The sequence below is a fragment of the Erwinia sp. Eh17-17 genome (assembly GCF_039675725.1).
In the GTDB taxonomy this organism is placed as follows: Bacteria; Pseudomonadota; Gammaproteobacteria; order Enterobacterales; family Enterobacteriaceae; genus Erwinia.
The window spans coordinates 116,687-137,873 of sequence record NZ_JBDFQT010000008.1 but is presented as its reverse complement, the minus strand read 5'-3'; the positions used below and the strand labels follow the sequence as shown (position 1 = coordinate 137,873).

Below are 21,187 nucleotides of genomic sequence, written 5' to 3'. Positions count from 1 at the left end.
ATCATGACCGCAGTCATGTCACGGGCGGGTGCAACAGACACCCGATGCGATGTTATTTATACAGTTCAGCCGTTGCGTGGTAGTTGCCATCGTTACGTGCTTCGATCACGCGGTAAGAAGTGGCACCCTGCTGGTCGGCTTTCTCAGACAGCTTATGACGGATGTCCATCGGCGCGCCGGCAACGCCATTAACGCTGATGGTGCCGACAGACTGCAGGTTCTGGCTGGCGACCTGTTGACTGGTCACAAGGCTAGCGGCGCTGGCACCGAATGACAGAACAGAAGCAAGACCTAACGCAGCGATAGTAAAAGTGGTTTTCATGATGATGACTCCAGAATAAGGGTTGTGCGGTAACCGAAAGGGCTAAAAAGCGTTTGTTATACTTGGGGTTACCGTATTTCATTAATTAAATAACTAATTAATAAGCAGATGATTCTCTGAGTTACTTGTACAGCTCAGCCGTAGCATGCCAGTTACCGTTCTGATAATTCTCGATAACGCGATAGGCGCTGGCACCTTTATCGGTTGCTTTATTATTCAGTGCCTGACGGATATCCATCGGTGAACCGCCCACGCCGCTGACGCTGACAACGCCCATCGGTTGCAGATTTTTTGCCTGATCGGCATTAACAGATTCAGCGGCAAAAGAACCAAATGACAGCGCAGATAGCACGCTTAATGCAGCAATAGTAGTTTTAACGTTCATGATATTTTCCTCGTCAACTGTTTTTATCTTTTTGCTTACTGTGATTTGCATCACGGAAACTAGTATAGATCTGATAACGTAAAAAATTAATAGCAGGCTAATAATGTTTTGTTGGGATTCTTCTTAAGTTGCGAGGTTTTTAATAACTAGCCGTTATAAAAAACGCTTATATTTTAACCATGACCTGTTAAATGCTTGTAAAAACATTACCCTGCGTGAATTTAGCTATCTGTGCGCTTATTAGGGGTCGATCACATTGCTGAAATAAATTTTGCGGGGGGAAGTGACAGGTGGGTGAGAGAAAAGGTAGTGGAATATGCTGCTGGTGATTGTTATATAAGGGAAATAAAAAAGGACTGACGATGGTCAGCCCTGAAGAGAAGGCACCGCTGGCATGTGTTGCCGCCAGGTTAACGTCTGCGGCGGCTTATAACTCTTGTTCGAACAGTACCAGCACCGCATCGTGCAGCTGTTTCACCGTAAATGCACGGGCAGGCGTGATGAAGATGGTGTCGTCCCCGGCAATCGTGCCGAGAATACCTTCTGCCTTACCCAGTGAGTCGAGCAGGCGAGCAATCAGCTGGGCAGCTCCGGGGCTGGTGTGAATCACGACCAGCGCATCATTGAAGTCGATATCCAGAACCAGATTTTTCAGCGGGCTGGTGGTGGTTGGCACGCCCAGCTCTGCCGGCAGGCAGTAAACCATCTCCATTTTGGCATTGCGGGTACGCACAGCACCGAACTTTGTCAGCATGCGGGAGACTTTCGACTGATTAATATTCTCGAAACCTTCTTCCTGAAGTGCGCTGACAATCTCGCCCTGCGAGCTGAATTTTTCTTCCTTGAGTAAGGCTTTAAACGCCTTAATCAGTTCTTCTTGCTTTGATGGGTTACGCATAGGTTACCGATAAAAGGAGGTTATTAAGGGATACCCTCAGCGGGATATTACATTATTATGCATTTAAATGAATGTTTATGCAAATAAGAAATGAGATTCCGGGCATTCCCTGGCCGCCGGGAAGGGCAGTTTAACAAACTTTAGTGGTGAAAAAAAATGAGCTGACGCCGTGCTGAAATGCGCACGATGTGAACGGTTTGTTATAATGTTGAGGTTGTTCGGATTAGCGCTAAAGGTGTAATGTAACGCCGCAACATGATTTAAATACAGATGGATTTCCCGGCACATGTAATGTTCAAAATATAATAAGGAGTTTAGGATGAAAGTTGCAGTCCTCGGTGCAGCAGGTGGTATCGGCCAGGCTCTGGCCCTTCTGCTCAAAACCCAGCTTCCAGCAGGCTCAGAACTCTCACTCTATGATATCGCCCCGGTGACTCCCGGTGTGGCGGTTGATTTAAGCCATATCCCTACCGCAGTAAAAATCGAAGGTTTCAGTGGTGAAGATGCGACTCCGGCGCTTAAAGGTGCTGACGTGGTGCTGATTTCTGCCGGCGTGGCTCGTAAACCGGGTATGGATCGTTCAGATCTTTTCAACGTTAATGCCGGTATTGTGCGTAATCTGATTGAGCAGGTGGCATCAACCAGCCCGAATGCCCTGATCGGTATCATCACTAACCCGGTGAATACCACGGTGGCGATTGCTGCTGAAGTGCTGAAAAAAGCCGGTGTTTACGACAAAAACAAACTGTTTGGTGTGACCACGCTGGACATCATCCGCTCGAATACCTTTGTTGCCGCGCTGAAAGGCAAGCAGCCTCAGGACCTGAATGTACCGGTTGTCGGAGGCCACTCCGGCGTGACCATTCTGCCGTTGCTGTCACAGATCCCTGGCGTGACCTTCAGCGAGCAGGAAGTTATCGATCTGACCAAACGTATTCAGAATGCAGGCACTGAAGTGGTCGAAGCTAAAGCCGGTGGCGGCTCAGCCACTCTCTCTATGGGGCAGGCGGCTGCACGGTTTGGTCTGTCGCTGGTGCGTGCGCTGAAAGGCGAAAGCGACATTGTGGAATGTGCGTATGTCGAAGGGGACGGCGAACATGCTCGCTTCTTCTCACAGCCGCTGCTGCTGGGTAAAAACGGTATCGCTGAGCGTCGCCCAATCGGCCCTTTGAGCGCGTTTGAACAGCAGTCGCTGGATGGTATGCTGGATACGCTGAAAAAAGATATTACGCTCGGCGAAGAGTTCGTTAAGTAAATATCCTTCAAACGGGTGCCTCAGCACCCGTTATCTTCGCTGTCAGTCAGGCCTACTGGCTTTGGTTCTGGGCCGGGCTATCCTCCGGATACTCCTGCACCGTGACCGGCAGCGTCATCTTTTTGTCTTCACGACTGATCTCAACGTTAATCACCGTTCCCGGGCGAATTTCCGCGACCTGGTCCATGGTTTCCATGGGGGAGATGGCGGGGGTGTTATTCACCCGCGTAATGACATCGTTAACGCGCAGACCGGCAATATCTGCGGGGCCGCCTGCTTTCACCACGGTCACAACGATGCCCTGGCCCTGAGGGTGTTCCACACTGGTATTTTGCCCGCTAAAACGGCGGAACTCCTGGCCCGTTATGCCAATGTAACCACGGATCACGCGCCCGTCGCGGATCAGCTTTTCCATCACCTTGGTGGCCAGCTTGGTCGGGATGGCAAAGCCCAGCCCTTCCGGGGTCTCACCGTTACTGCTTTTATCAAACGACAGGGTATTAATCCCCACCAGTTCGCCCAGTGAGTTGATCAGTGCGCCGCCGGAGTTACCCCGGTTAATCGATGCATCCGTTTGCAGGAAATCCTGATGGCGCGAGGGGCTGAGGCCGACGCGTCCGGTGGCACCGATAATTCCCTGCGTGACCGTTTGTCCGATGTTGTACGGATTACCTATCGCCATCACCAGATCGCCAACGTGTGCCACGCGCTGCGGATTGATAGGGATCACGGGTAAGTTAGAGGCGTTGATTTTCAATACGGCCAGGTCGGTCAGAGAATCGGAGCCCACCAGCATCGCTTCAAAATAGCGGCCATCCTGCAGGTTAACGATAATCTGGCTGGCGTCGTTGATCACATGCTTATTGGTCAGGATATAGCCACGTGGGTCCATGATCACGCCTGAACCCAGCACATCGCTCGCACCGTTGGCGCTGCGATTATAGACATAGACGACCGCAGGCGCAGCGCGGCGCACGCCCGTATTGTAGCTGACCGGTTCCTCGCTGGTGCTGACATTCCGAGATGACAGCAAATCGCTACCCAGCCTGAGGCCCGGTACGGCTACCAGAAGAATGCCGGCCACAATCAGGCCGAAGATCACTGAACGCAAAATTTTAAGAAACATGGTCTTAAGCGGTGAATGAATGAACGAGAGGCAGGATAGCATGAGTTACGCAGACACAGTAGCCTGTGTCTGCGTGGGGGGGATTAACGCAGCAGCAGATAGATATTCTCATCGCCGCGCATGACGCTCAGGGCCAGCAGAGGGGGTTTTGTGTCGAGCAGTTTACGCAGTTCGGCCAGGTTCTGAACCGGCGTGCGGTTAACGCCAACAATCACGTCATCTTTCTGCAGACCAAACTGTGCCGCCGGTGACGCTTTAGCGACATCATCGACTTCCACCCCTTTGGTGCCGTCTTTTGCCGCACCGTCGCTCAGGGTCGCTCCCTGCAGTGCTGGCGTCATCAACTCCGCGCTGGAGCCAGACTGAGTGCTGTTATCCAGCTTCACGGTGAATGTCAGCGGCTTACCTTCACGCAGCAGGCCAATTTTCACCTCCTGACCTGGCGGCGTCGTACCGATTTTCACCCGCAGCTCAGAAAAATTGGCAATCGATTTTCCATCGACGCTGGTAATGATATCACCTGCTTTGATCCCGGCTTTCGCAGCAGATGACTGCGGTAACACCTCATTGACGAAGGCGCCGCGCTGCACGTCGACATTAAAGGCTTTCGCCATATCGGCGGTCATCTCGGTGCCTTTGAGGCCCAGCTGGCCGCGTTTCACTTCACCAAACTGGATCAGCTGCTGCGCCAGACCCATCGCCATATTACTCGGGATGGCAAAGCCAATACCGATATTACCGCCGCTGGAAGCCAGAATAGCCGTGTTCAGGCCGATCAGCTCACCGTTCAGGTTAACCAGTGCGCCACCGGAGTTCCCACGGTTAATGGCGGCATCGGTCTGAATAAAGTTTTCCAGCCCTTCCAGATTCAGCCCGCTGCGGCCCAGCGCAGAGACAATCCCTGAGGTTGCGGTCTGACCCAGGCCAAACGGATTACCGATAGCAACGGTGAAATCGCCGACTTTAAGCTGGTCGGAGTCGGCAATTTTTACCTGAGTCAGGTTGGTGGCACCGCTCAGCTGGATCAGGGCAATATCCGTTTGCTCATCGCGCCCGACCAGTTTGGCATCAAACTCACGGCCGTCGCTCAGCTGCACGCTGATTTTATCAGCCCCGCTGACCACGTGATTGTTGGTCAGCACGTAGCCTTTCGCAGCATCAATAATCACGCCTGATGCCAGCCCTTCGAACTCCTCTGACTTATCGTCACCCTGCGCGCCATCCTGGCCATTTTGATCGAAGAAGCGTTTTAGCTGGTCGGGGATTTGCTGCGGTTTGCCGCTGCTGTCGCTTTCGCTTCCCTCAACGTGAACGCTGACCACGGCAGGCAGCACTTTTTCCAGCATCGGAGCCAGGCTGGGAAGGGGCTGCCCCTGAATCTGAGTCGGGAGCGATGCCTGGGTCGGTGGTATGACTGCCAGATTGACGCCAATACTCAGGGCTAATGCGCTTAACAGAAATGATGTCTTCTTCATCGGAACTCAGCTCTCGCTACCAGGGGGAATTAAAGGGGGTACCCGGAATTGCAGGCAATGTTGAGTAACACAGGTATGACAGCTCAGATACAGGGGTGCAAGGCACCCCATAAAAATTATTTTGCGGCACGATCTCCCCGCAGCAGGCCAGAGGCGCTGTCCGGGTAATCACGCGGCATTTGAACAGGGGCCTGATCGTTATCGGCTTCTGATTCAGTCAGCTGATAAGCAAACGGGTTTTTCTCGCCAGGCAGGTTTGGCAGCAGGTCGTTCGACCCCTTAGCCATATGCTGATAAAGCTGACGATAGTCGCGAGCCATATTGTCCAGCAGCTCTGCGCTGTGGGCAAAGTGGTTGGTCAGCTCTTCACGGTAGTCTGACAGCTCGGCTTTGCTTTTTTCTAACTCGTATTGCAGGCTGCGCTGCTCACGCAGTTTCTTGTTACCGAAACGCATGGCGACCGCGCCAATAATAATCCCAACTACTAACCCAATAAGCGCGTATTCCCAGGTCATAATGACTCCCATATTGTCTTCGTTGTTCCGTAGGGCTTTTCCAACTCTTACCCGCCACTATAACCGCTAATCTCATGGAAGTGGAATCCTGCCGCAGCTTCGCTTAGTGTAGAACGACTTTTTTTTCGACGATCGACCCGCTGGCAGGGCTATTTTTCAGGGAATGTGACGAAATTATGCAAACGATGTCTCCACTGGCGCTTTATCAGCAGGCGCTGGAAAACGGCGAGTATCAGGCTGATGAAGTACAGCGTGAAGCCATGACCCGCCTGGACGGTATTTATCAGGCTTTAACGCGTGCCGACACCCCGGCAGCGCCTGCCAGCGGTGGGCTACTGGGTAAGCTCAATAAGCTGCTGGGTAAAAGCAAAACAGACGCTCAGCCCCCCGCCCGTGGCCTGTATATGTGGGGCGGAGTCGGGCGCGGTAAGACCTGGCTGATGGATATGTTTTTTCGGGCAATTCCTGGTGAGCGCAAGCAGCGTCTGCACTTCCACCGCTTTATGCTGCGGGTGCATCATGAACTGACCGAACTGCAGGGGCAGAGCGATCCGCTACAAATCGTGGCCGACCGTTTTAAAGCGGAAACCGACCTGCTGTGCTTCGACGAGTTTTTTGTCTCCGATATCACCGATGCAATGCTGTTGGGGACGCTGATGGAAGCGCTGTTTAGTCGGGGTATCACGCTGGTGGCGACCTCGAATATTCCGCCAGACGATCTGTACCGTAACGGATTGCAACGGGCGCGCTTCCTCCCCGCGATTGAGATGATAAAGCAGCACTGCGATATCATGAACGTAGATGCGGGTATCGATTATCGCCTGCGTACCCTGACCTCGGCGCACCTGTGGATGACGCCGCTGGGGGACGAAACCGCGAAAGAGATGGAGCGGATGTTTGTGGCCCTCGCCGGTAAGCCGCGAGAAGCCCATGAGCCGCTGGAAATTAACCACCGCCAGCTGTCCACGCTGGGCATGGCGGAGGGCGTTCTGGCGATGAATTTCCTCGCGCTGTGCGGCGAAGGGCGCAGTCAGCACGACTATATTGAACTGTCGCGCCGTTTTCACAGCGTATTGCTGTATGATGTGCCGGTGATGATTTACAAGACCGAAGACCAGGCCCGGCGTTTCCTGGCGCTGGTGGATGAATTTTACGAGCGTCATGTCAAGCTGGTGGTCTCGGCGGAAGCATCACTGTATGAGATTTATCAGGGCACGCGGCTGAAGTTTGAGTATCAGCGCTGCGTATCCCGTCTGCAGGAGATGCAGAGTGAAGAGTATCTGCGACTGCCGCATTTGCCCTGAAACTTGAATGGGCGTGGCGGGATGAGGATTTTATCGCAGAAAACGTTCGATCTTTTCGGGCGACTTCTCTATAATCTTGCGACCCCACGTTACAGCAAAGGTTTTTTTCCCAAAACTCTTTGTGTTCCAGTAACTCTATCCGAAGGGGTGGGCTTACTGGTCAAGATGGTCGTGTGAGCTCCAACCGTTTATTCAAGCGTTTGGGATTTCACCAACGTGTAACTTAATTTGGGTAAGCTTTTAGATGAAAACTTTTACAGCTAAGCCAGAATCGGTCCAACGTGACTGGTATGTTGTTGACGCAACAGGCAAAACATTAGGTCGTTTAGCGACTGAACTGGCTCGTCGCCTGCGCGGTAAGCACAAAGCGGAATATACTCCGCACGTTGATACTGGTGATTACATTATCGTTCTGAACGCAGAAAAAGTTGCCGTAACCGGTAACAAGCGTACCGATAAAGTGTATTACCATCACACCGGTTTCGTCGGTGGTATCAAGCAAGCGACCTTCGAAGAGATGATTGCTCGCCGTCCTGAACGCGTGATTGAAATCGCGGTTAAAGGCATGCTGCCAAAGGGTCCGCTGGGCCGTGCTATGTACCGTAAACTGAAAGTTTACGCGGGCAACGAGCACAACCATGCGGCACAGCAACCGCAAGTTCTTGACATTTAATCGGGATTACAGGCAATGGCTGAGAATCAAAACTACGGCACTGGTCGCCGCAAAAGCTCTTCCGCACGCGTCTTTATTAAGCCGGGTAGCGGTAACATCGTTATCAACCAGCGTTCTTTAGAACAGTACTTCGGTCGCGAAACTGCCCGCATGGTAGTTCGTCAGCCGCTGGAACTTCTGGACATGGTCGGTAAATTCGATCTGTACATCACTGTTAAAGGTGGTGGTATTTCTGGTCAGGCTGGTGCGATCCGTCACGGTATCACACGCGCTCTGATGGAATACGACGAGTCACTGCGTGGCGAACTGCGTAAAGCAGGCTTCGTTACTCGCGATGCTCGTAAAGTTGAACGTAAGAAAGTCGGTCTGCGTAAAGCACGTCGTCGTCCTCAGTTCTCCAAACGTTAATTTTTCCTGCTTACGCAGAAACGATTATCGGAAAACCCGGTGCATGGCACCGGGTTTTTTATTTTCTCCTGGTGCAAAAAGCGCGAAACACACACCGCTTTACCATTTTCCCCCGCAATTCCGTGTGTGACCCCCCACAAGCTGGCTAAAATCTGGTAAACTGTGTGTCACTTTGTGCCCATTGGCCAGGTATTGACGCGTGTAACCTGTGTACCAGGGAGCGGTTAACTTTCGGGCCGGTGGCAATAATGAGTCGCCACGTGGATGGCTATTCGCAGTAATTTTCTCGATAAACTTGGAGGTTTACATGGCTGTCGCTGCCAACAAACGTTCGGTAATGACGCTGTTTTCTGGTCCGACTGACATTTTCAGCCACCAGGTACGCATTGTACTGGCTGAAAAGGGTGTTAGTGTCGAGATCGAGCAGGTTGAAACGGATAACCTGCCGCAGGATCTGATCGACCTCAACCCGTACCGTACCGTACCCACCCTCGTTGATCGCGAGCTGACGCTGTATGAGTCGCGCATCATCATGGAATACCTTGACGAGCGTTTCCCACACCCACCGCTGATGCCGGTTTACCCGGTTGCGCGTGGTGAAAGCCGCCTGATGATGCACCGCGTTGAGCAGGACTGGTACAGTCTGATGCGTAAAGTTGAAGGTGGCACCGCTCAGGAAGCTGAAGCGGCACGTAAACAACTGCGTGAAGAGCTGCTGGCGATTGCCCCGCTGTTCGCACGGACTCCGTTCTTCATGAGCGAAGAGTTCAGCCTGGTTGACTGCTATCTGGCTCCGCTGCTGTGGCGTTTGCCGCAGATGGGTATTGAACTGATTGGCGCGGGTTCTAAAGAGCTGAAAGGCTATATGACGCGCGTCTTTGAGCGTGATTCCTTCCTCGCTTCCCTGACGGAAGCGGAACGTGAAATGCGCCTGCAAACGCGGGGCTGATTACGATGGAAATGTCCCAACTTACCGCACGTCGTCCTTATCTGCTGCGCGCTTTCTATGAGTGGTTGCTCGACAACAATCTCACGCCGCACCTGGTGGTCGACATTAATTTGCCCGGCGTGATGGTGCCCCTGGAGTATGCCCGTGATGGTCAGATCGTTCTGAATATTGCGCCGCGTGCCGTGGGCAATCTTGAGTTGGGCAATGACGAAGTTCGCTTCAGCGCGCGTTTTGGCGGCGTTCCCCGTCAGGTTTCTGTCCCTTTAGCGGCGGTTCTGGCGGTGTATGCACGTGAAAACGGCGCAGGCACCATGTTTGAGCCTGAGCCAGCGTATGAAGAAGGTGGCGAGTACGACGCCTCCAGTGCGCAGGATGATGCACCGGAAACGGTAATGTCTGTCATTGACGGCGATCGTCCTGATGACAGCGGTCAGGATGACGACAATGGTCCTGACGATGAGCCGCCTCCGCGCGGCGGTCGTCCGGCGTTACGCGTCGTGAAATAAAAAACGGGCCTTCTGGCCCGTTTTTTTATCCCTGTCAGGGGGGCATTTCGCCCCCGTTGCGATTAATACACGTCGCGCAGGTAACGTTTCTCTTTCTTCAGCTGGTCGACATAGTCGGCTGCACGTTCTGCCGACATCCCACCAAATTGAGTAATGACCTGATAAAGCGCTTTATCCACGTCTTTCGCCATGCGTGAGGCATCGCCACAGACATAGAAATAAGCGCCTTCTTCTAACCAGGCAAACAGCTCCGCACCCTGTTCCAGCATGCGGGTCTGCACGTAGATCTTCTCGGCCTGGTCGCGTGAGAACGCCAGGTCCAGGCGGGTCAGCAGACCGTTTTCCTGCCAGGCCGTCAGTTCTTCGCGGTAGATATAGTCATGTTCCTGATGCTGGTCACCGAAGAACAGCCAGTTTTTACCTTTAGCGCCGATCGCTTCGCGCTCTTCCAGGAAGGCGCGGAACGGGGCAATACCGGTACCCGGACCGATCATGATCAGCGGGGCATCATTGTTCGCCGGGACGCGGAACGCTTTGTTTGGCGAGATAAAGATGGCGGGTTTCTCACCGCGCTTCACACGTTCAGCAAGGTATGTAGAACAGACGCCGCTGCGCGCACGGCCAGCGCTGTGGTAGCGCACGGACGCGATAGTCAGATGCACCTGATTCGGGTGCGCCTTCTGGCTGGAGGAAATAGAGTAAGCGCGGTGCTGTAACGGGCGCAGCAGGCCGACAAATTCAGGAATGCTCAGCGAACGGGTCACGTCGAGCTGCAACAGGTCGAGGGTATCTTTACCCCACAGCCACACGCCCAGCGCATCTTTGTCATCGTGCTGTAAGACGTGGCGCAGTTCCTGGTTGGTGGTGTTCTGGCCCACCCATTCGATCAGCTTGCGCGAAGGCTCAGAGATCTCAAACTGGTAGGTCAGCAGGTCGCCCAGGCTGCGGTCGAAGCCCGGTACCGGGTTATCATAATCAGATTTCAGCTGCGTCAGCAGCAGCTGAACCAGCGCCGGTTCGTTGACCGGTATCACGCCCAGCGCATCGCCCGCTTCATACTTCAGGCCGCTGTCGGTCAGGTCAAACTCAAAGTGACGAATATCCTTGCCTGAGCTTTCACCGGACAGACGCTTGTTGGTCGCCAGTGCGGCGGCATACGGGTTATTTTTATTGCTGCCTGGAATGACCGGCGCTTCCGGCGCGCTCTCCAGAGCGTTACCGCTACTGCCTGCGCTGGCGGCAAACTGTGGCATCGAACTGGCAATCCACGCGTTTGAAGGCTCTTCATAATCGATGTCGCAGTCGATACGGTCATACACGCGTTTCGCGCCCAGTTGCTCAAGGCGCATATCGATAAATTTACCCGCCTGGCAGAAGCCGTCGTAGCCGGTATCACCGATAGCCAGTACCGCAAAGTGCATCTGCTCAAGGCGCGGTGCGGTGCTGGCAGAAATGGCCTGCCAGAACAGCTGTGCGTTATCCGGCATTTCGCCTTCGCCATAGGTGGAGGTGATCACCAGCACGTGACGCATGGTGGCGAACACGTCGATATCCACTTCACCCAGCCCCTGAACCACGGGCACCAGGCCTTTCGCACGCGCCGCTTTCGCCGCGCTTTGTGCTAACGCTTCCGCATTGCCGGTCTGGGAACCAAACAGGATATGCAGCTGCGTGGTCGCCGCCGAGGCGGCAGAGCCTGCCGCCTGCGGCTGGTTTTCCAGCACCAGCAGGCGTGAGTGTAATCCGGCAAGGAAGCCTGCCAGCCAAAATTTCTGCTCGCCATTGAAAGGCGCGTCTTCAGGAATATAAGGAATCTTCATCAGTTATTTACTCAATCCCGCTCTCTGTTAACTGTTTTATCAGGCTAATTTGCCAACCGCCGCCGCCAGTTCTGGCAGTGCAGCGCGGGCAAACAGCTCTTCAAAGTCCGGCAGACGTCCCAGCACTTCCCGGTTACAGGCATCCTGATACATGATCCAGCCGTAAGTTGCCAGGCTGTCCATGGAACGGATATTACGCTGTGTCAGCGCGGCTTTATAATCTGTCATACGTTTCGCACCAATCAGGCAGGCGAGCTCTTCATCGCTGTAGCTCTCAATGGCTGCACGACCGTGGCGCTGCAACTTGCTGATCAGAGTGAAATCCTCGGTCATCAGCAGGTTACGTACTGCTTTCTCCACGGCGGGGTCTTCCACGGAGGTGCCTTTCGGCAGGCGTGAAAGCGCCAGCTGCTGGGCAGAGCTGAGCACGGTGTAGTTATTCAACAGCACCAGCATCTCAGGCGTATCCGTTGCGCCATAGCCCGGTACGGCACCGTTAGCGATCGGTTTCCCTTCACGCCATGCGGCTTTAAATTTCGCCACCTGATGCCCGGCCAGCGCTGTGGAGAGCTCTTCCAGCAGATCCTTACGGGTCTTCGCTTTCAGGATCTCCGCCCCGTCCTGATACAGCAGCAGGGAACGTGGCATCACATAAACAAAGTGCTGGCACTCGCTTTCCCAGTGGTCAAGCAGCCACTGCGCGCGTGGGGAAGAGGTGGCTTCCAGATGCCAGTTCAGCATCGTCAGCACCGCTTCTTTATGGACGCGCGCCATTTCATTGTCGTCAGTGATGGAACCCAGCATCACGGAGTCAGCGGCAGCAGACCCTGCCAGCGTGCCGTACGGATCGTACTGATAGGCGAAACCGCCGCTCATACCGTTACCAAAGCCCGTACCGTAAGTGCCGAGGTTAAGTACCGCGCCGTTGGTCATATATTCGCAGCAGAAATCACCGACACCTTCGACCACGGCAGTGGCGCCGGAGTTACGCACGGCAAAACGGTCGCCCGCCTGACCCTGCGCGAACAGACGTCCGCCGGTGGCACCGAACAGTGCAAAGTTACCGATCAGCACGTTGCCTTCCGCATCTTCAGAGCCGCCGCCAGGGGACATGACGACGATTTCACCGCCGCACTGCCCTTTACCGACGCCGTCATTACAGGTGCCGTAATGTTCCAGGCGCATGCCGTCGTTACAGAATACGCCGTAAGACTGGCCGGCGGACCCGGAGGTAGAAAGGGTCACTGTAGACGGGGCCAGATAGCGACGACCGCGATCGTCCAGCAGCGCGGCCGGGATACGGCTCAGGTGCTCAGCGTTCAGCGTATGGTTCAGCAGGCGTTCGATATCAATCGCCAGCTGGCCGCCCACGCTCTTGTTACGGTTATTCAGCACGATGCCGTCACCGAGAGCGATCGTGGTCGATCCCTGGCTCACCAGCCGATCGTTGAGCAGATCGATCCAGCCGTTATCCAGCTCGAAATCTTTTTCCAGATAAACCGGACGGGCAATCTTCACTTCAGGCACCACGGTTAACATGGCACGCAGATCCAGCTTACCGACTTCCAGCGGGTGATCCATCAGGTGCAGCAGGTCAGAACGACCGCGCGCTTCACGCAGCGAACGCAGGCCCAGGCGCGCCAGCATTTCACGCACTTCGTGCGCCACATTGATAAAGTACTGCGCCAGCTGACGCGGATCTCCGTCAAAGGCTTCGGCGTTGGTGGTCAGACCGGCCGGGCATTTCACGTTACAGTTTTTCGCCATCACGCACTTCAGCATCATCAGCGCCGTGGTGCCGAACTCAAAGCTGTCGCCGCCCAGCAGCGCAGATTTCACCACGTCACTGCCGGTCTGCTGCGCGCCGGAACAGCGCAGCAGCACTTTCTCACGCAGGCCGTTGGCGCACAGTGCCTGATGCACTTCCGCGATGCCGATTTCAGCCACGCGTCCGGTGTATTTCAGGCTGGTGACGGAAGCCGCTCCGGTGCCCCCGGTGTTACCGGCGACGTTAATCACGTCAGCACCGGCTTTCGCCACGCCAACGGCGATGGTGCCGATACCTTCTGAGGAGACCAGTTTAACGATCACGCGCACGCGGGCCGCCTTACAGTCGTGGATCAGCTGTGCCAGATCCTCGATGGAGTAAGTGTCATGGTGCGGAGGAGGGGAGACCAGCTCCACGCCCGGTGTACCGCCACGTGCTGCGGCGATTTCTACCGTCACTTTCGCTGCCGGCAGCTGACCGCCTTCACCCGGTTTAGCCCCCTGGCCAATTTTGATCTCCAGCTCTTCGAGCATTGGATCCGCCAGATAGGCGGCCCAGACGCCAAAACGGCCGGACGCCAGCTGTTTGATGCGCGAAGCACGGATGGTGCCGTGACGCGAATAGTGTTCGCCGCCTTCGCCACAGTTGCTCATCCCACCGACCATATTGGTACCGTGGGCGACGGCTTCATGGGCCGGAGCGACCAGCGCCCCGTGGCTCATTGCGCCGGAAGCAAAGGTACGGGTAATTTCATGAGCAGGCTGCACTTCGCTTAACGGCAGCGCCGGAGAGATAGTAAAGATGCGTGACAGGTAGTCCGCCGCTTTGCCGGTCGCCGTCAGATGCAGGGCATCGGCCCCCACTTCAGCCTGTTCAATCGCACCGCCAAAGCGTTTTTTCAGTACGCCGGACAGGGTGGTCAGGCGCTCATGTTCGCTTTTCAGGCCAACGATGGCATCGGTCAGACGCAGCGTAAACTGCCCTTCATGGTCTGCATTGGCCGTACATTCCAGCCCGCGCACGGCAAAGCCGTTGTTGACCAGTGAGTAGCGCCCCAGCTTGCGGGTGAACTCGGCTTCGCTGTCCACGTGGGTCAAATCTGCCGGCAGGGCGAGAATATCACGCAGCGCCGCCGGGCGACGTTTACGCTCTTCCAGCATCAGGCTGGAGAACTGACGGTAGTCAGCGGTGATAGTGAAGTTATCGATCACCTCGTCCGGGATACGTTCAAAGCTGCTGTCAGTAAAGGAGCCGGGTTTAATATTGAACGCATTATCCAGTTTTGCCAGCGTCATCAGGCGGATAAAATTATCCTCCTCGCGCGCCTTGTCGGAAAAGCGAATCGGCTGCTCGGTCATATCGATAAAGGTGCGTACCGCAATCGTCCCGTAGGAGTGACCTGCACCTTCTGCACGCTCTTTAAACAGACCCAGCAGCGGGACTTCTGACTCACCCTGGATGCGCAGCGCACTCTGGTGCCAGTCAACGGCCATCTGGGCGATGGTGGCAAAGCCCGCGCCGCCCACCGGCGTTTTGATATTCGGGAAATACTTCTTCAGCACGCGATCTTCCGTATCCAGGAAGTTTGGCTCAAAGAACTCACCGCAGCTGTAGCTTTCCACGGTACACAGGCCGACTTTGCCCATGGTTTTCATCAGCGCCTTCTCTGCGGCTTTGGCATAGCGTTTAAAGGCTTTGTTGCCCTCTTCGCCTTCACCGTATTTCTCTTCCGCACGCATCTGTACGCCCAGCGGATAAACCGCCGAAGCGCCGAAGCCTAAGGTAGCGGCAATGTGGTGCGACGAAATGCTCTGGCCGCTTTCCACCACCAGCGACACGTCGAGACGCAGACCTTCCTGCACCAGGCGCTGGTTGATGGCAGACACCATCAGCAGCATCGGGATAGCGGCACGGGTAGAGGAGATATGACGGTCGGTGATGACGGCAATACCGCCCTGTTCACGGGCGAAATCCACCACATCCTGCGCCAGCGCATCAATGGCCTGCTCCAGCGCGTCAGCATTGGCGGCGCGGCTGATCGGATCGGTACCGATAACCGGCACATACAGCATTTCAAAACGGGCATAAGGCGCGACAGTCTGCTCGCGCAGCTGCAGCATATCCAGATGCGTCAGGATCGGTGTAGGCACCACGATCTGGTGGCCTTTGCTGCGTCCGAGGTGGGGTTTGGCACCCAGGGCAACGCGCAGCGTCATGCCGTCCACTTCACGGATGGAGTCCAGCGGTGGGTTAGTGACCTGGGCAAAGCGCTGGGAGAAGTAGTGCGCCATGCCGCCTTCGTGATCGGACAGGGCGTTAATCGCGTTGCCGTACCCCATCGCAGAGATTTTTTCTGCGCCGGTGGTCAGCATCGGGTCCATCATGAATTTGAAACTTTCCTGGTTGTAGTAGTACGCCACAAAACGCTGATAGGTTTTGAGGTCGCCGCTATAACGCAGAGGGGAACCCTGTTGTTCGGCCGGAATGACCGGCAGCTCCTGCAGGGTGACGCGTGACTCAGCCAGCAGTGCCGGATAATCCGCCACCGCCGCCAGTTTTTCCAGCGCTTCGATAGTGGTATAGCTGCGTTTTTCACGGTGATCGTAATACAGCATCCCGCCCGCTTCGATGCGGCCACGGCGCAGAACGCTCTGCGGTGGGAAGGCGATCTGACCCGCTTCGGACATGGCACCGATATATTCAGCGGTTTCTACCGAGCGCAGCGGACGCAGGCCCAGGCGGTCAAGGCGTGCGCCAATCACTTCGCCATTGCCGAAGATCAGCGCGGCCGGGCCGTCATTTTTCTCTTCGTACAGGGAGAAGTATTCCAGCATCGCGCGCACTTCAGGAGACAGTGACGGATCGTTTTCCCACGCCGGCGGCATCATCGATACCACCGCAGTGATCAGGTCAAGATTGTCTTCCATCAGACGGCTGTGGATGCTCTGGTCCAGGCGCGAGCTGTCAGACTGGCCTTTCGGACGCACGATTTTTTTGCCGCGTGCCAGCGCCAGCGCTGATTCTGCAATACGGTTTTTACGGTCGGTGTTCAGCTCGCCGTTGTGCGCCATCAGGCGGAACGGCTGCGCCATGGTGGTGTGCGGGTCGGTATTGGTCGAGAAACGCGTATGGAAAAACAGACCGCGTACCTGATGGTCAGCATCGGTCAAATCCTGGAAGTAAGGGATCACTTCGTTGGAGTTCAGGCGTGCTTTAAACACCTGAGTGCGCGAGGAAAGCGACAGCGGATAGAGGCCGCCAAATTCGCTTTCGGTAAAGGCGCGGGCTTCGATGTCCAGCAGGGCGCGGTAAATGCGTTTTTCAAAATCAATCTGGTCAGTCAGATCGGCCGGGGCAGCAAAAACCCACTGTACGATAGGCAACTGGAACTGAATGGCCGCCGGGCGCAGCACGCTGGTATCCAGCGGCATATCACGTTTAATGAGGATCGTAAGATCACAGGAGGCCAGGGTCTCTTCGACCAGACGCTCGGCATTCGCACGCAGCGCACTGTCTTTCGGTACAAAAAAGTTACCGACGCCATAGCGGCCCGCTTCCAGCGGCATTCCGGTGATTTTGCGGAAAAAGTGCAGCGAGAGGTCGACGTTGACCCCGGCACCATCGCCTACGCCTTCGGCTGACATGCCCCCGCGATGAGGTACGGTGCACAGGGCGCTGTGAGCCATCTGCAGAACCTCATGAGTTTGCTCGCCGTCCTTACGAGTAATGAAACCCACACCACAGCTATCACTGTCTTTTGATGGATCATACAAGCCGTAGGGATAAGGTGTTGAGTTGGACATCGAGGGCCTCCTTAAACTGCTTTTGACATTGCCACTATTCTTCAGTCACAGAGCGCTCGGAATGTCTCACTGGCTCTGTATCATTTTCTTGCCGCTAAAACGCAGACACCGCGATTCCGAACATTTCATTAGCAGACATTTATCTAAAACGTCCTTGAATGAGTTGCTCACTAAATTCCGGGTCTCAAATTGGAGATAACTTACATCACGAGGGAGTCTACTTGCTGCATAGATATGCCGAGACACTGGCCCGTCAGGAAAGCTTCCAGCGGATTTCCAACTTATCGGGAAAGCGTACTCAGGTCAAATAGCGATCTTACTTATGCCTTTTCGTCTCTTTTGTTATCTATCTATATGATAAACAATGTTATTTAGTCTTATTTTAACCCGATCGACCTGTCCCCGCAGGGCCATGAAGTGTGAGCTGACTCACTATAGGGCAGCGGGCAAATCTCTGCACCATGCTGGTGCCAGGGGTATTGCCAGCAGAATATGCTGTCAGGATGCTGATAACCGCAGGAACACACTGTTTTTAATCAGTGGGGTTATTTGAATTAAACAGGGGGGTGCTATTAGTAAAATTAATCATGCCAGGTGTGATTAATTTTTCATTAATTGTGAATGGTTATTCGTTAGGTGTGACCAGAGAAGGCGAGTGATGTGGGTCATCGCTATGAAAACTATCAACAAGAGAAAGGCGCTCTGAACTCAGAACGGCCTTACAGATTATGCAGTTATAAAATTTAGTCAATATCTCCTGGCATAACTTTTTGCACTGAGGGAACAAATAATTTTTTCGCGCAGAACCCAGGCAGGAGACGGCTCAGGCGCGTTTGCTATGCCAGCAGCCGCTGGCGCGGATAATCCCGTGATAACCCCCTTGCGGCTGTGGGTGCTGCTGCACTGTTACTGTGCAATATTCTGCCGTGCGGCAGGTGAGATAGCGCGTTGGTCTTTGGGGCAATTCCGGTATGATTGCCGCTATCAGAGCGGAAGGAATCCTATATGAAACAAATTCGTTTATTAGCGCAGTACTACGTCGATTTGATGGTGAAACTGGGGCTGGTTCGCTTTTCGCTGCTGCTGGCGTCGGCGCTGGTGGTACTGGCGATGATAGTGCAGATGGCGGTGACCATGGTGCTGCGCGGCCATGTTGAAAGCATTGATATGGTGCGCTCGGTCTTCTTTGGCCTGCTGATAACCCCCTGGGCCGTTTACTTTTTATCGGTGGTGGTGGAACAGTTAGAAGAGTCGCGTCAGCGCCTTGCCCGGCTGGTGGACAAGCTGGAAGAGATGCGTAATCGCGACCTTGAGCTGAATCAGCAAATGAAGGGGAATATCACTCTGCTGAATCAGGAGATTGCCGACCGAATTAAAGCTGAAGAGGCGCGTTTGCAGGTGATGGCCAAGCTCAAAGAGGAGATGGTGCGCAGAGAGCAGGCGCAGATCGAACTCGAGCAGCAGTCCTCCTTTTTGCGTTCGTTCCTGGATGCCTCCCCCGACCTGGTGTTTTACCGTAACAGCGACCAGCAGTTTTCCGGCTGTAACCGCGCCATGGAGCTGCTGACCGGCAAAAGCGAAAAGCAGCTGATCGGACTGTCGCCAAAAGAAGTGTATGACGACGATGCGGCGACCAAGGTGCTGGAAACCGATGAGAAAGTGTTCCGTCATAATGTGTCGCTGACCTACGAACAGTGGCTGCAATATCCCGACGGACGCAAAGCCTGTTTTGAGATCCGCAAGGTGCCTTATTACGACCGCGTGGGGAAACGTAGCGGGCTGATGGGCTTTGGGCGCGATATAACCGAGCGTAAGCGTTATCAGGACGCGTTAGAGAACGCCAGCAGGGAAAAGACCACATTTATCTCAACGATTAGCCATGAGCTTCGTACGCCGCTTAATGGCATTGTCGGGTTGAGCCGCATTCTTCTGGATACTGACCTCAACCAGGAGCAGCTGAAATATCTAAAAACGATCCATGTTTCCGCTATTACCCTCGGCAACATTTTCAATGACGTGATCGAGATGGACAAAATCGATCGACGTAAAGTGCAGCTGGATAACCAACCCATCGATTTCACCGGCTTCCTCGCAGACCTTGAGAATCTTTCCGGACTTCTGGCCGAGCCAAAAGGACTGAAGTTCGTGCTGGCACCGGATTTACCTCTGCCGCATAAAATCATTGCCGACGGTACGCGCCTGCGCCAGATCCTGTGGAACCTGATCGGCAATGCCGTGAAGTTTACCCAGAAGGGGGAGATTGTGGTGCGGGTCGGTTATCAGCAGGATGGCCGTCTGTGCTTTGAGGTGAAGGACTCCGGCATGGGCATCCCTCAGGATGAGCAGGACAAGATTTTTGCGATGTACTATCAGGTGAAAGACCAGCGCGGCGGCAAACCGGCAACCGGCACCGGCATCGGGCTGGCCGTTTCCCGTCGTCTGGCGCAAAGCATGGGCGGCGACATCAGCGTACATAGCTCACCGGGGCAGGGTTCCTGCTTTACCCTGACGCTCAACGCACCGCGCGTTGAGGAAGAGCCGCAGGATGAGCAGGCAGAAGACGATCTGCCGCTGCCGGCGCTGCACGTGCTGCTGGTGGAAGATATTGAGCTGAACGTGGTGGTGGCACGTTCGGTGCTGGAAAAACTGGGTAACAGCGTTGAAGTGGCGATGACCGGCCAGGCCGCGCTGGATATGTTTGACCCGGAAGAGTTTGACCTGGTGCTGCTGGACATTCAGCTGCCGGATATGACCGGGCTGGACGTGGCACGCGCCATTCATCAACGCCATGCCGGTAAGCAGCTTCCGCCGCTGGTGGCGCTGACCGCCAACGTTCTGAAGGATAAACGCGAATATCTTGATGCCGGGATGGATGACGTGCTCAGCAAGCCGCTGGCCGTTCCTGCCCTCACCGCCATGATCAAAAAATACTGGGATTTCCAGGCTGACGAACTGTCCAGCGAACCGGAGTTCACGATGGATGAGAAAAAACTGGCCCTGCTGGATGTCCCGATGCTTGAGCAGTATATCGAGCTGGTCGGGCCGGGCCTGATCCACCAGAGTCTGGCCATGTTTGAACAGATGATGCCGGGCTATCTGGCTGTGCTTGACTCAAACATGATGGCGCGCGATCAGAAAGGCATTGCGGAAGAGGGGCATAAAATTAAGGGGGCGGCAGGTTCCGTCGGATTGACGCATTTGCAGCAGATCGCAAAACAGATTCAGAGCCCTGAGCTACCGGCCTGGTGGGATAACGTTCAGGAATGGATCGACGAGCTGAAACAAGAGTGGCGTAAAGATGTGGATGTATTGCGGCAGTGGGTGACGGATGCTGAAAAAAAATGACCCCGACCGAAGCCGGGGTGCGCGAATACTGCGCCAACACCAGGGAAAATGGTAACCTGCGCTGTTCTAACTAGAATCGTCTGAAGCACAGGTTTGGTATTGGTTGAACTTTCAAAGCTCAGTCACTACTTTAGCAAATCTGACGTAACTTGTTACCGGATTCATTAAGATGTGTGATGTTGAGCAAGGTTCCTAAATAGAAGACCCGATTTTTACTTCTTAGTCAAGCATGTTATTAATAATTCCGACGAATCGCATGTTTAATGAGCGATTGCAATTTTAATTCCGGCAAGGTGATTGACGCAGAATTTATTGTCGGCAGGGTATTTTTCTTATCAACTGAACAGACTCTCTGAACGGGGCGATGAGTGAGTTTAGTGTCTTGTTTTTACGATGATTTAGCCTTGTATTGCCAGTGTTTTCCGAAACGTTTTGGTTTCTGCTAGCAAAAATTATCAAAACACTCTGCTAACTCAGGATAAAGCTGACTCCGTTCAGCAAGATAAACTGCTCTTACCAGTGGTTTAAAACGGAGAAAAATCGTTCCATCTCGACTGAATCCTGTGTCATTTTCTTGCGCGGGACGATAATTTCCAAAAAGCACCGGCAGAAATTTATTAGCAGGCTGAACCAAT

15 protein-coding genes are annotated in these 21,187 nt (G+C 54.4%); 7 read left to right on the top strand and 8 right to left on the bottom strand.

What is annotated here, in order from left to right:
• Positions 1-52: 52 nt before the first annotated feature.
• The 3 genes from yhcN (ABEH87_RS18340) to argR all read right to left on the bottom strand — a co-directional run bounded on the left by yhcN (ABEH87_RS18340) (position 53) and on the right by argR (position 1,605).
• Positions 53-322 carry a peroxide/acid stress response protein YhcN gene (gene yhcN / locus ABEH87_RS18340; protein ID WP_346578422.1) on the bottom strand — a complete coding sequence of 90 codons (270 nt, stop codon included), beginning with the start codon at positions 320-322 and terminating at the stop codon, positions 53-55.
• Between the two features lie 121 nt (positions 323-443).
• Positions 444-707 (bottom strand): peroxide/acid stress response protein YhcN, encoded by a 264-nt coding sequence (yhcN, locus tag ABEH87_RS18335; protein WP_346578421.1) that lies wholly within the window; start codon positions 705-707, stop codon positions 444-446.
• A 427-nt stretch (positions 708-1,134) separates the two neighbouring features.
• The gene (gene argR, locus ABEH87_RS18330; RefSeq protein ID WP_346578419.1) at positions 1,135-1,605 is read right to left on the bottom strand and encodes a transcriptional regulator ArgR; all 471 of its coding nucleotides are present in this window, start codon (positions 1,603-1,605) and stop codon (positions 1,135-1,137) included.
• Positions 1,606-1,924: 319 nt separating this feature from the next.
• Between argR and mdh the strand changes: the two genes are divergently transcribed.
• Positions 1,925-2,860, top strand: a complete 936-nt coding sequence (mdh, locus tag ABEH87_RS18325) for a malate dehydrogenase (protein WP_346578417.1) — start codon at positions 1,925-1,927, stop codon at positions 2,858-2,860.
• A gap of 52 nt (positions 2,861-2,912) precedes the next feature.
• Here mdh and degS read toward each other — a convergent pair whose 3' ends face one another.
• From degS to zapG, 3 genes are all read right to left on the bottom strand, one after another.
• Positions 2,913-3,986: an outer membrane-stress sensor serine endopeptidase DegS gene (gene degS, locus ABEH87_RS18320; protein ID WP_346578416.1), complete on the bottom strand. Its 1,074-nt coding sequence runs from the start codon at positions 3,984-3,986 to the stop codon at positions 2,913-2,915.
• Between the two features lie 83 nt (positions 3,987-4,069).
• Complete coding sequence (degQ, locus tag ABEH87_RS18315; RefSeq protein ID WP_346578414.1) at positions 4,070-5,461, bottom strand: serine endoprotease DegQ; 1,392 nt, start codon at positions 5,459-5,461, stop codon at positions 4,070-4,072.
• Positions 5,462-5,577: 116 nt separating this feature from the next.
• Positions 5,578-5,976, bottom strand: a complete 399-nt coding sequence (gene zapG / locus ABEH87_RS18310; RefSeq protein WP_346578412.1) for a Z-ring associated protein ZapG — start codon at positions 5,974-5,976, stop codon at positions 5,578-5,580.
• Positions 5,977-6,152: 176 nt separating this feature from the next.
• Between zapG and zapE the strand changes: the two genes are divergently transcribed.
• From zapE to sspB, 5 genes are all read left to right on the top strand, one after another.
• Complete coding sequence (zapE, locus tag ABEH87_RS18305) at positions 6,153-7,280, top strand: cell division protein ZapE (protein WP_346578410.1); 1,128 nt, start codon at positions 6,153-6,155, stop codon at positions 7,278-7,280.
• Positions 7,281-7,524: 244 nt separating this feature from the next.
• Positions 7,525-7,953, top strand: coding sequence for a 50S ribosomal protein L13 (rplM, locus tag ABEH87_RS18300; protein ID WP_048914439.1), 429 nt, complete (start codon positions 7,525-7,527; stop codon positions 7,951-7,953).
• Between the two features lie 15 nt (positions 7,954-7,968).
• Positions 7,969-8,361, top strand: a complete 393-nt coding sequence (gene rpsI / locus ABEH87_RS18295; protein ID WP_034890399.1) for a 30S ribosomal protein S9 — start codon at positions 7,969-7,971, stop codon at positions 8,359-8,361.
• Positions 8,362-8,668: 307 nt separating this feature from the next.
• Positions 8,669-9,310 (top strand): stringent starvation protein SspA, encoded by a 642-nt coding sequence (sspA, locus tag ABEH87_RS18290; protein WP_346578407.1) that lies wholly within the window; start codon positions 8,669-8,671, stop codon positions 9,308-9,310.
• Between the two features lie 5 nt (positions 9,311-9,315).
• Complete coding sequence (gene sspB / locus ABEH87_RS18285; RefSeq protein WP_346578405.1) at positions 9,316-9,816, top strand: ClpXP protease specificity-enhancing factor; 501 nt, start codon at positions 9,316-9,318, stop codon at positions 9,814-9,816.
• 62 nt (positions 9,817-9,878) lie between these two features.
• On the opposite strand, the gene ABEH87_RS18280 is transcribed toward sspB, so the two are convergent.
• Together ABEH87_RS18280 and ABEH87_RS18275 are read right to left on the bottom strand one after the other, a co-directional pair.
• On the bottom strand, positions 9,879-11,636 hold the full coding sequence (locus ABEH87_RS18280) for a sulfite reductase subunit alpha (RefSeq protein ID WP_346578404.1): 1,758 nt from the start codon (positions 11,634-11,636) through the stop codon (positions 9,879-9,881).
• A 39-nt stretch (positions 11,637-11,675) separates the two neighbouring features.
• Complete coding sequence (locus ABEH87_RS18275; protein ID WP_346578402.1) at positions 11,676-17,207, bottom strand: glutamate synthase-related protein; 5,532 nt, start codon at positions 17,205-17,207, stop codon at positions 11,676-11,678.
• A gap of 1,005 nt (positions 17,208-18,212) precedes the next feature.
• Between ABEH87_RS18275 and arcB the strand changes: the two genes are divergently transcribed.
• Positions 18,213-20,552: an aerobic respiration two-component sensor histidine kinase ArcB gene (gene arcB, locus ABEH87_RS18270; protein ID WP_346578400.1), complete on the top strand. Its 2,340-nt coding sequence runs from the start codon at positions 18,213-18,215 to the stop codon at positions 20,550-20,552.
• The last annotated feature ends 635 nt before the right edge of the window (positions 20,553-21,187 follow it).

Coding starts and splice junctions, on each gene's coding strand:
- yhcN (WP_346578422.1), bottom strand. CDS start 322: ATGAAAACCACTTTTACTATCGCTGCGTTAGGTCTTGCTTCTGTTCTG.
- yhcN (WP_346578421.1), bottom strand. CDS start 707: ATGAACGTTAAAACTACTATTGCTGCATTAAGCGTGCTATCTGCGCTG.
- argR (WP_346578419.1), bottom strand. CDS start 1,605: ATGCGTAACCCATCAAAGCAAGAAGAACTGATTAAGGCGTTTAAAGCC.
- mdh (WP_346578417.1), top strand. CDS start 1,925: ATGAAAGTTGCAGTCCTCGGTGCAGCAGGTGGTATCGGCCAGGCTCTG.
- degS (WP_346578416.1), bottom strand. CDS start 3,986: ATGTTTCTTAAAATTTTGCGTTCAGTGATCTTCGGCCTGATTGTGGCC.
- degQ (WP_346578414.1), bottom strand. CDS start 5,461: ATGAAGAAGACATCATTTCTGTTAAGCGCATTAGCCCTGAGTATTGGC.
- zapG (WP_346578412.1), bottom strand. CDS start 5,976: ATGACCTGGGAATACGCGCTTATTGGGTTAGTAGTTGGGATTATTATT.
- zapE (WP_346578410.1), top strand. CDS start 6,153: ATGCAAACGATGTCTCCACTGGCGCTTTATCAGCAGGCGCTGGAAAAC.
- rplM (WP_048914439.1), top strand. CDS start 7,525: ATGAAAACTTTTACAGCTAAGCCAGAATCGGTCCAACGTGACTGGTAT.
- rpsI (WP_034890399.1), top strand. CDS start 7,969: ATGGCTGAGAATCAAAACTACGGCACTGGTCGCCGCAAAAGCTCTTCC.
- sspA (WP_346578407.1), top strand. CDS start 8,669: ATGGCTGTCGCTGCCAACAAACGTTCGGTAATGACGCTGTTTTCTGGT.
- sspB (WP_346578405.1), top strand. CDS start 9,316: ATGGAAATGTCCCAACTTACCGCACGTCGTCCTTATCTGCTGCGCGCT.
- ABEH87_RS18280 (WP_346578404.1), bottom strand. CDS start 11,636: ATGAAGATTCCTTATATTCCTGAAGACGCGCCTTTCAATGGCGAGCAG.
- ABEH87_RS18275 (WP_346578402.1), bottom strand. CDS start 17,207: ATGTCCAACTCAACACCTTATCCCTACGGCTTGTATGATCCATCAAAA.
- arcB (WP_346578400.1), top strand. CDS start 18,213: ATGAAACAAATTCGTTTATTAGCGCAGTACTACGTCGATTTGATGGTG.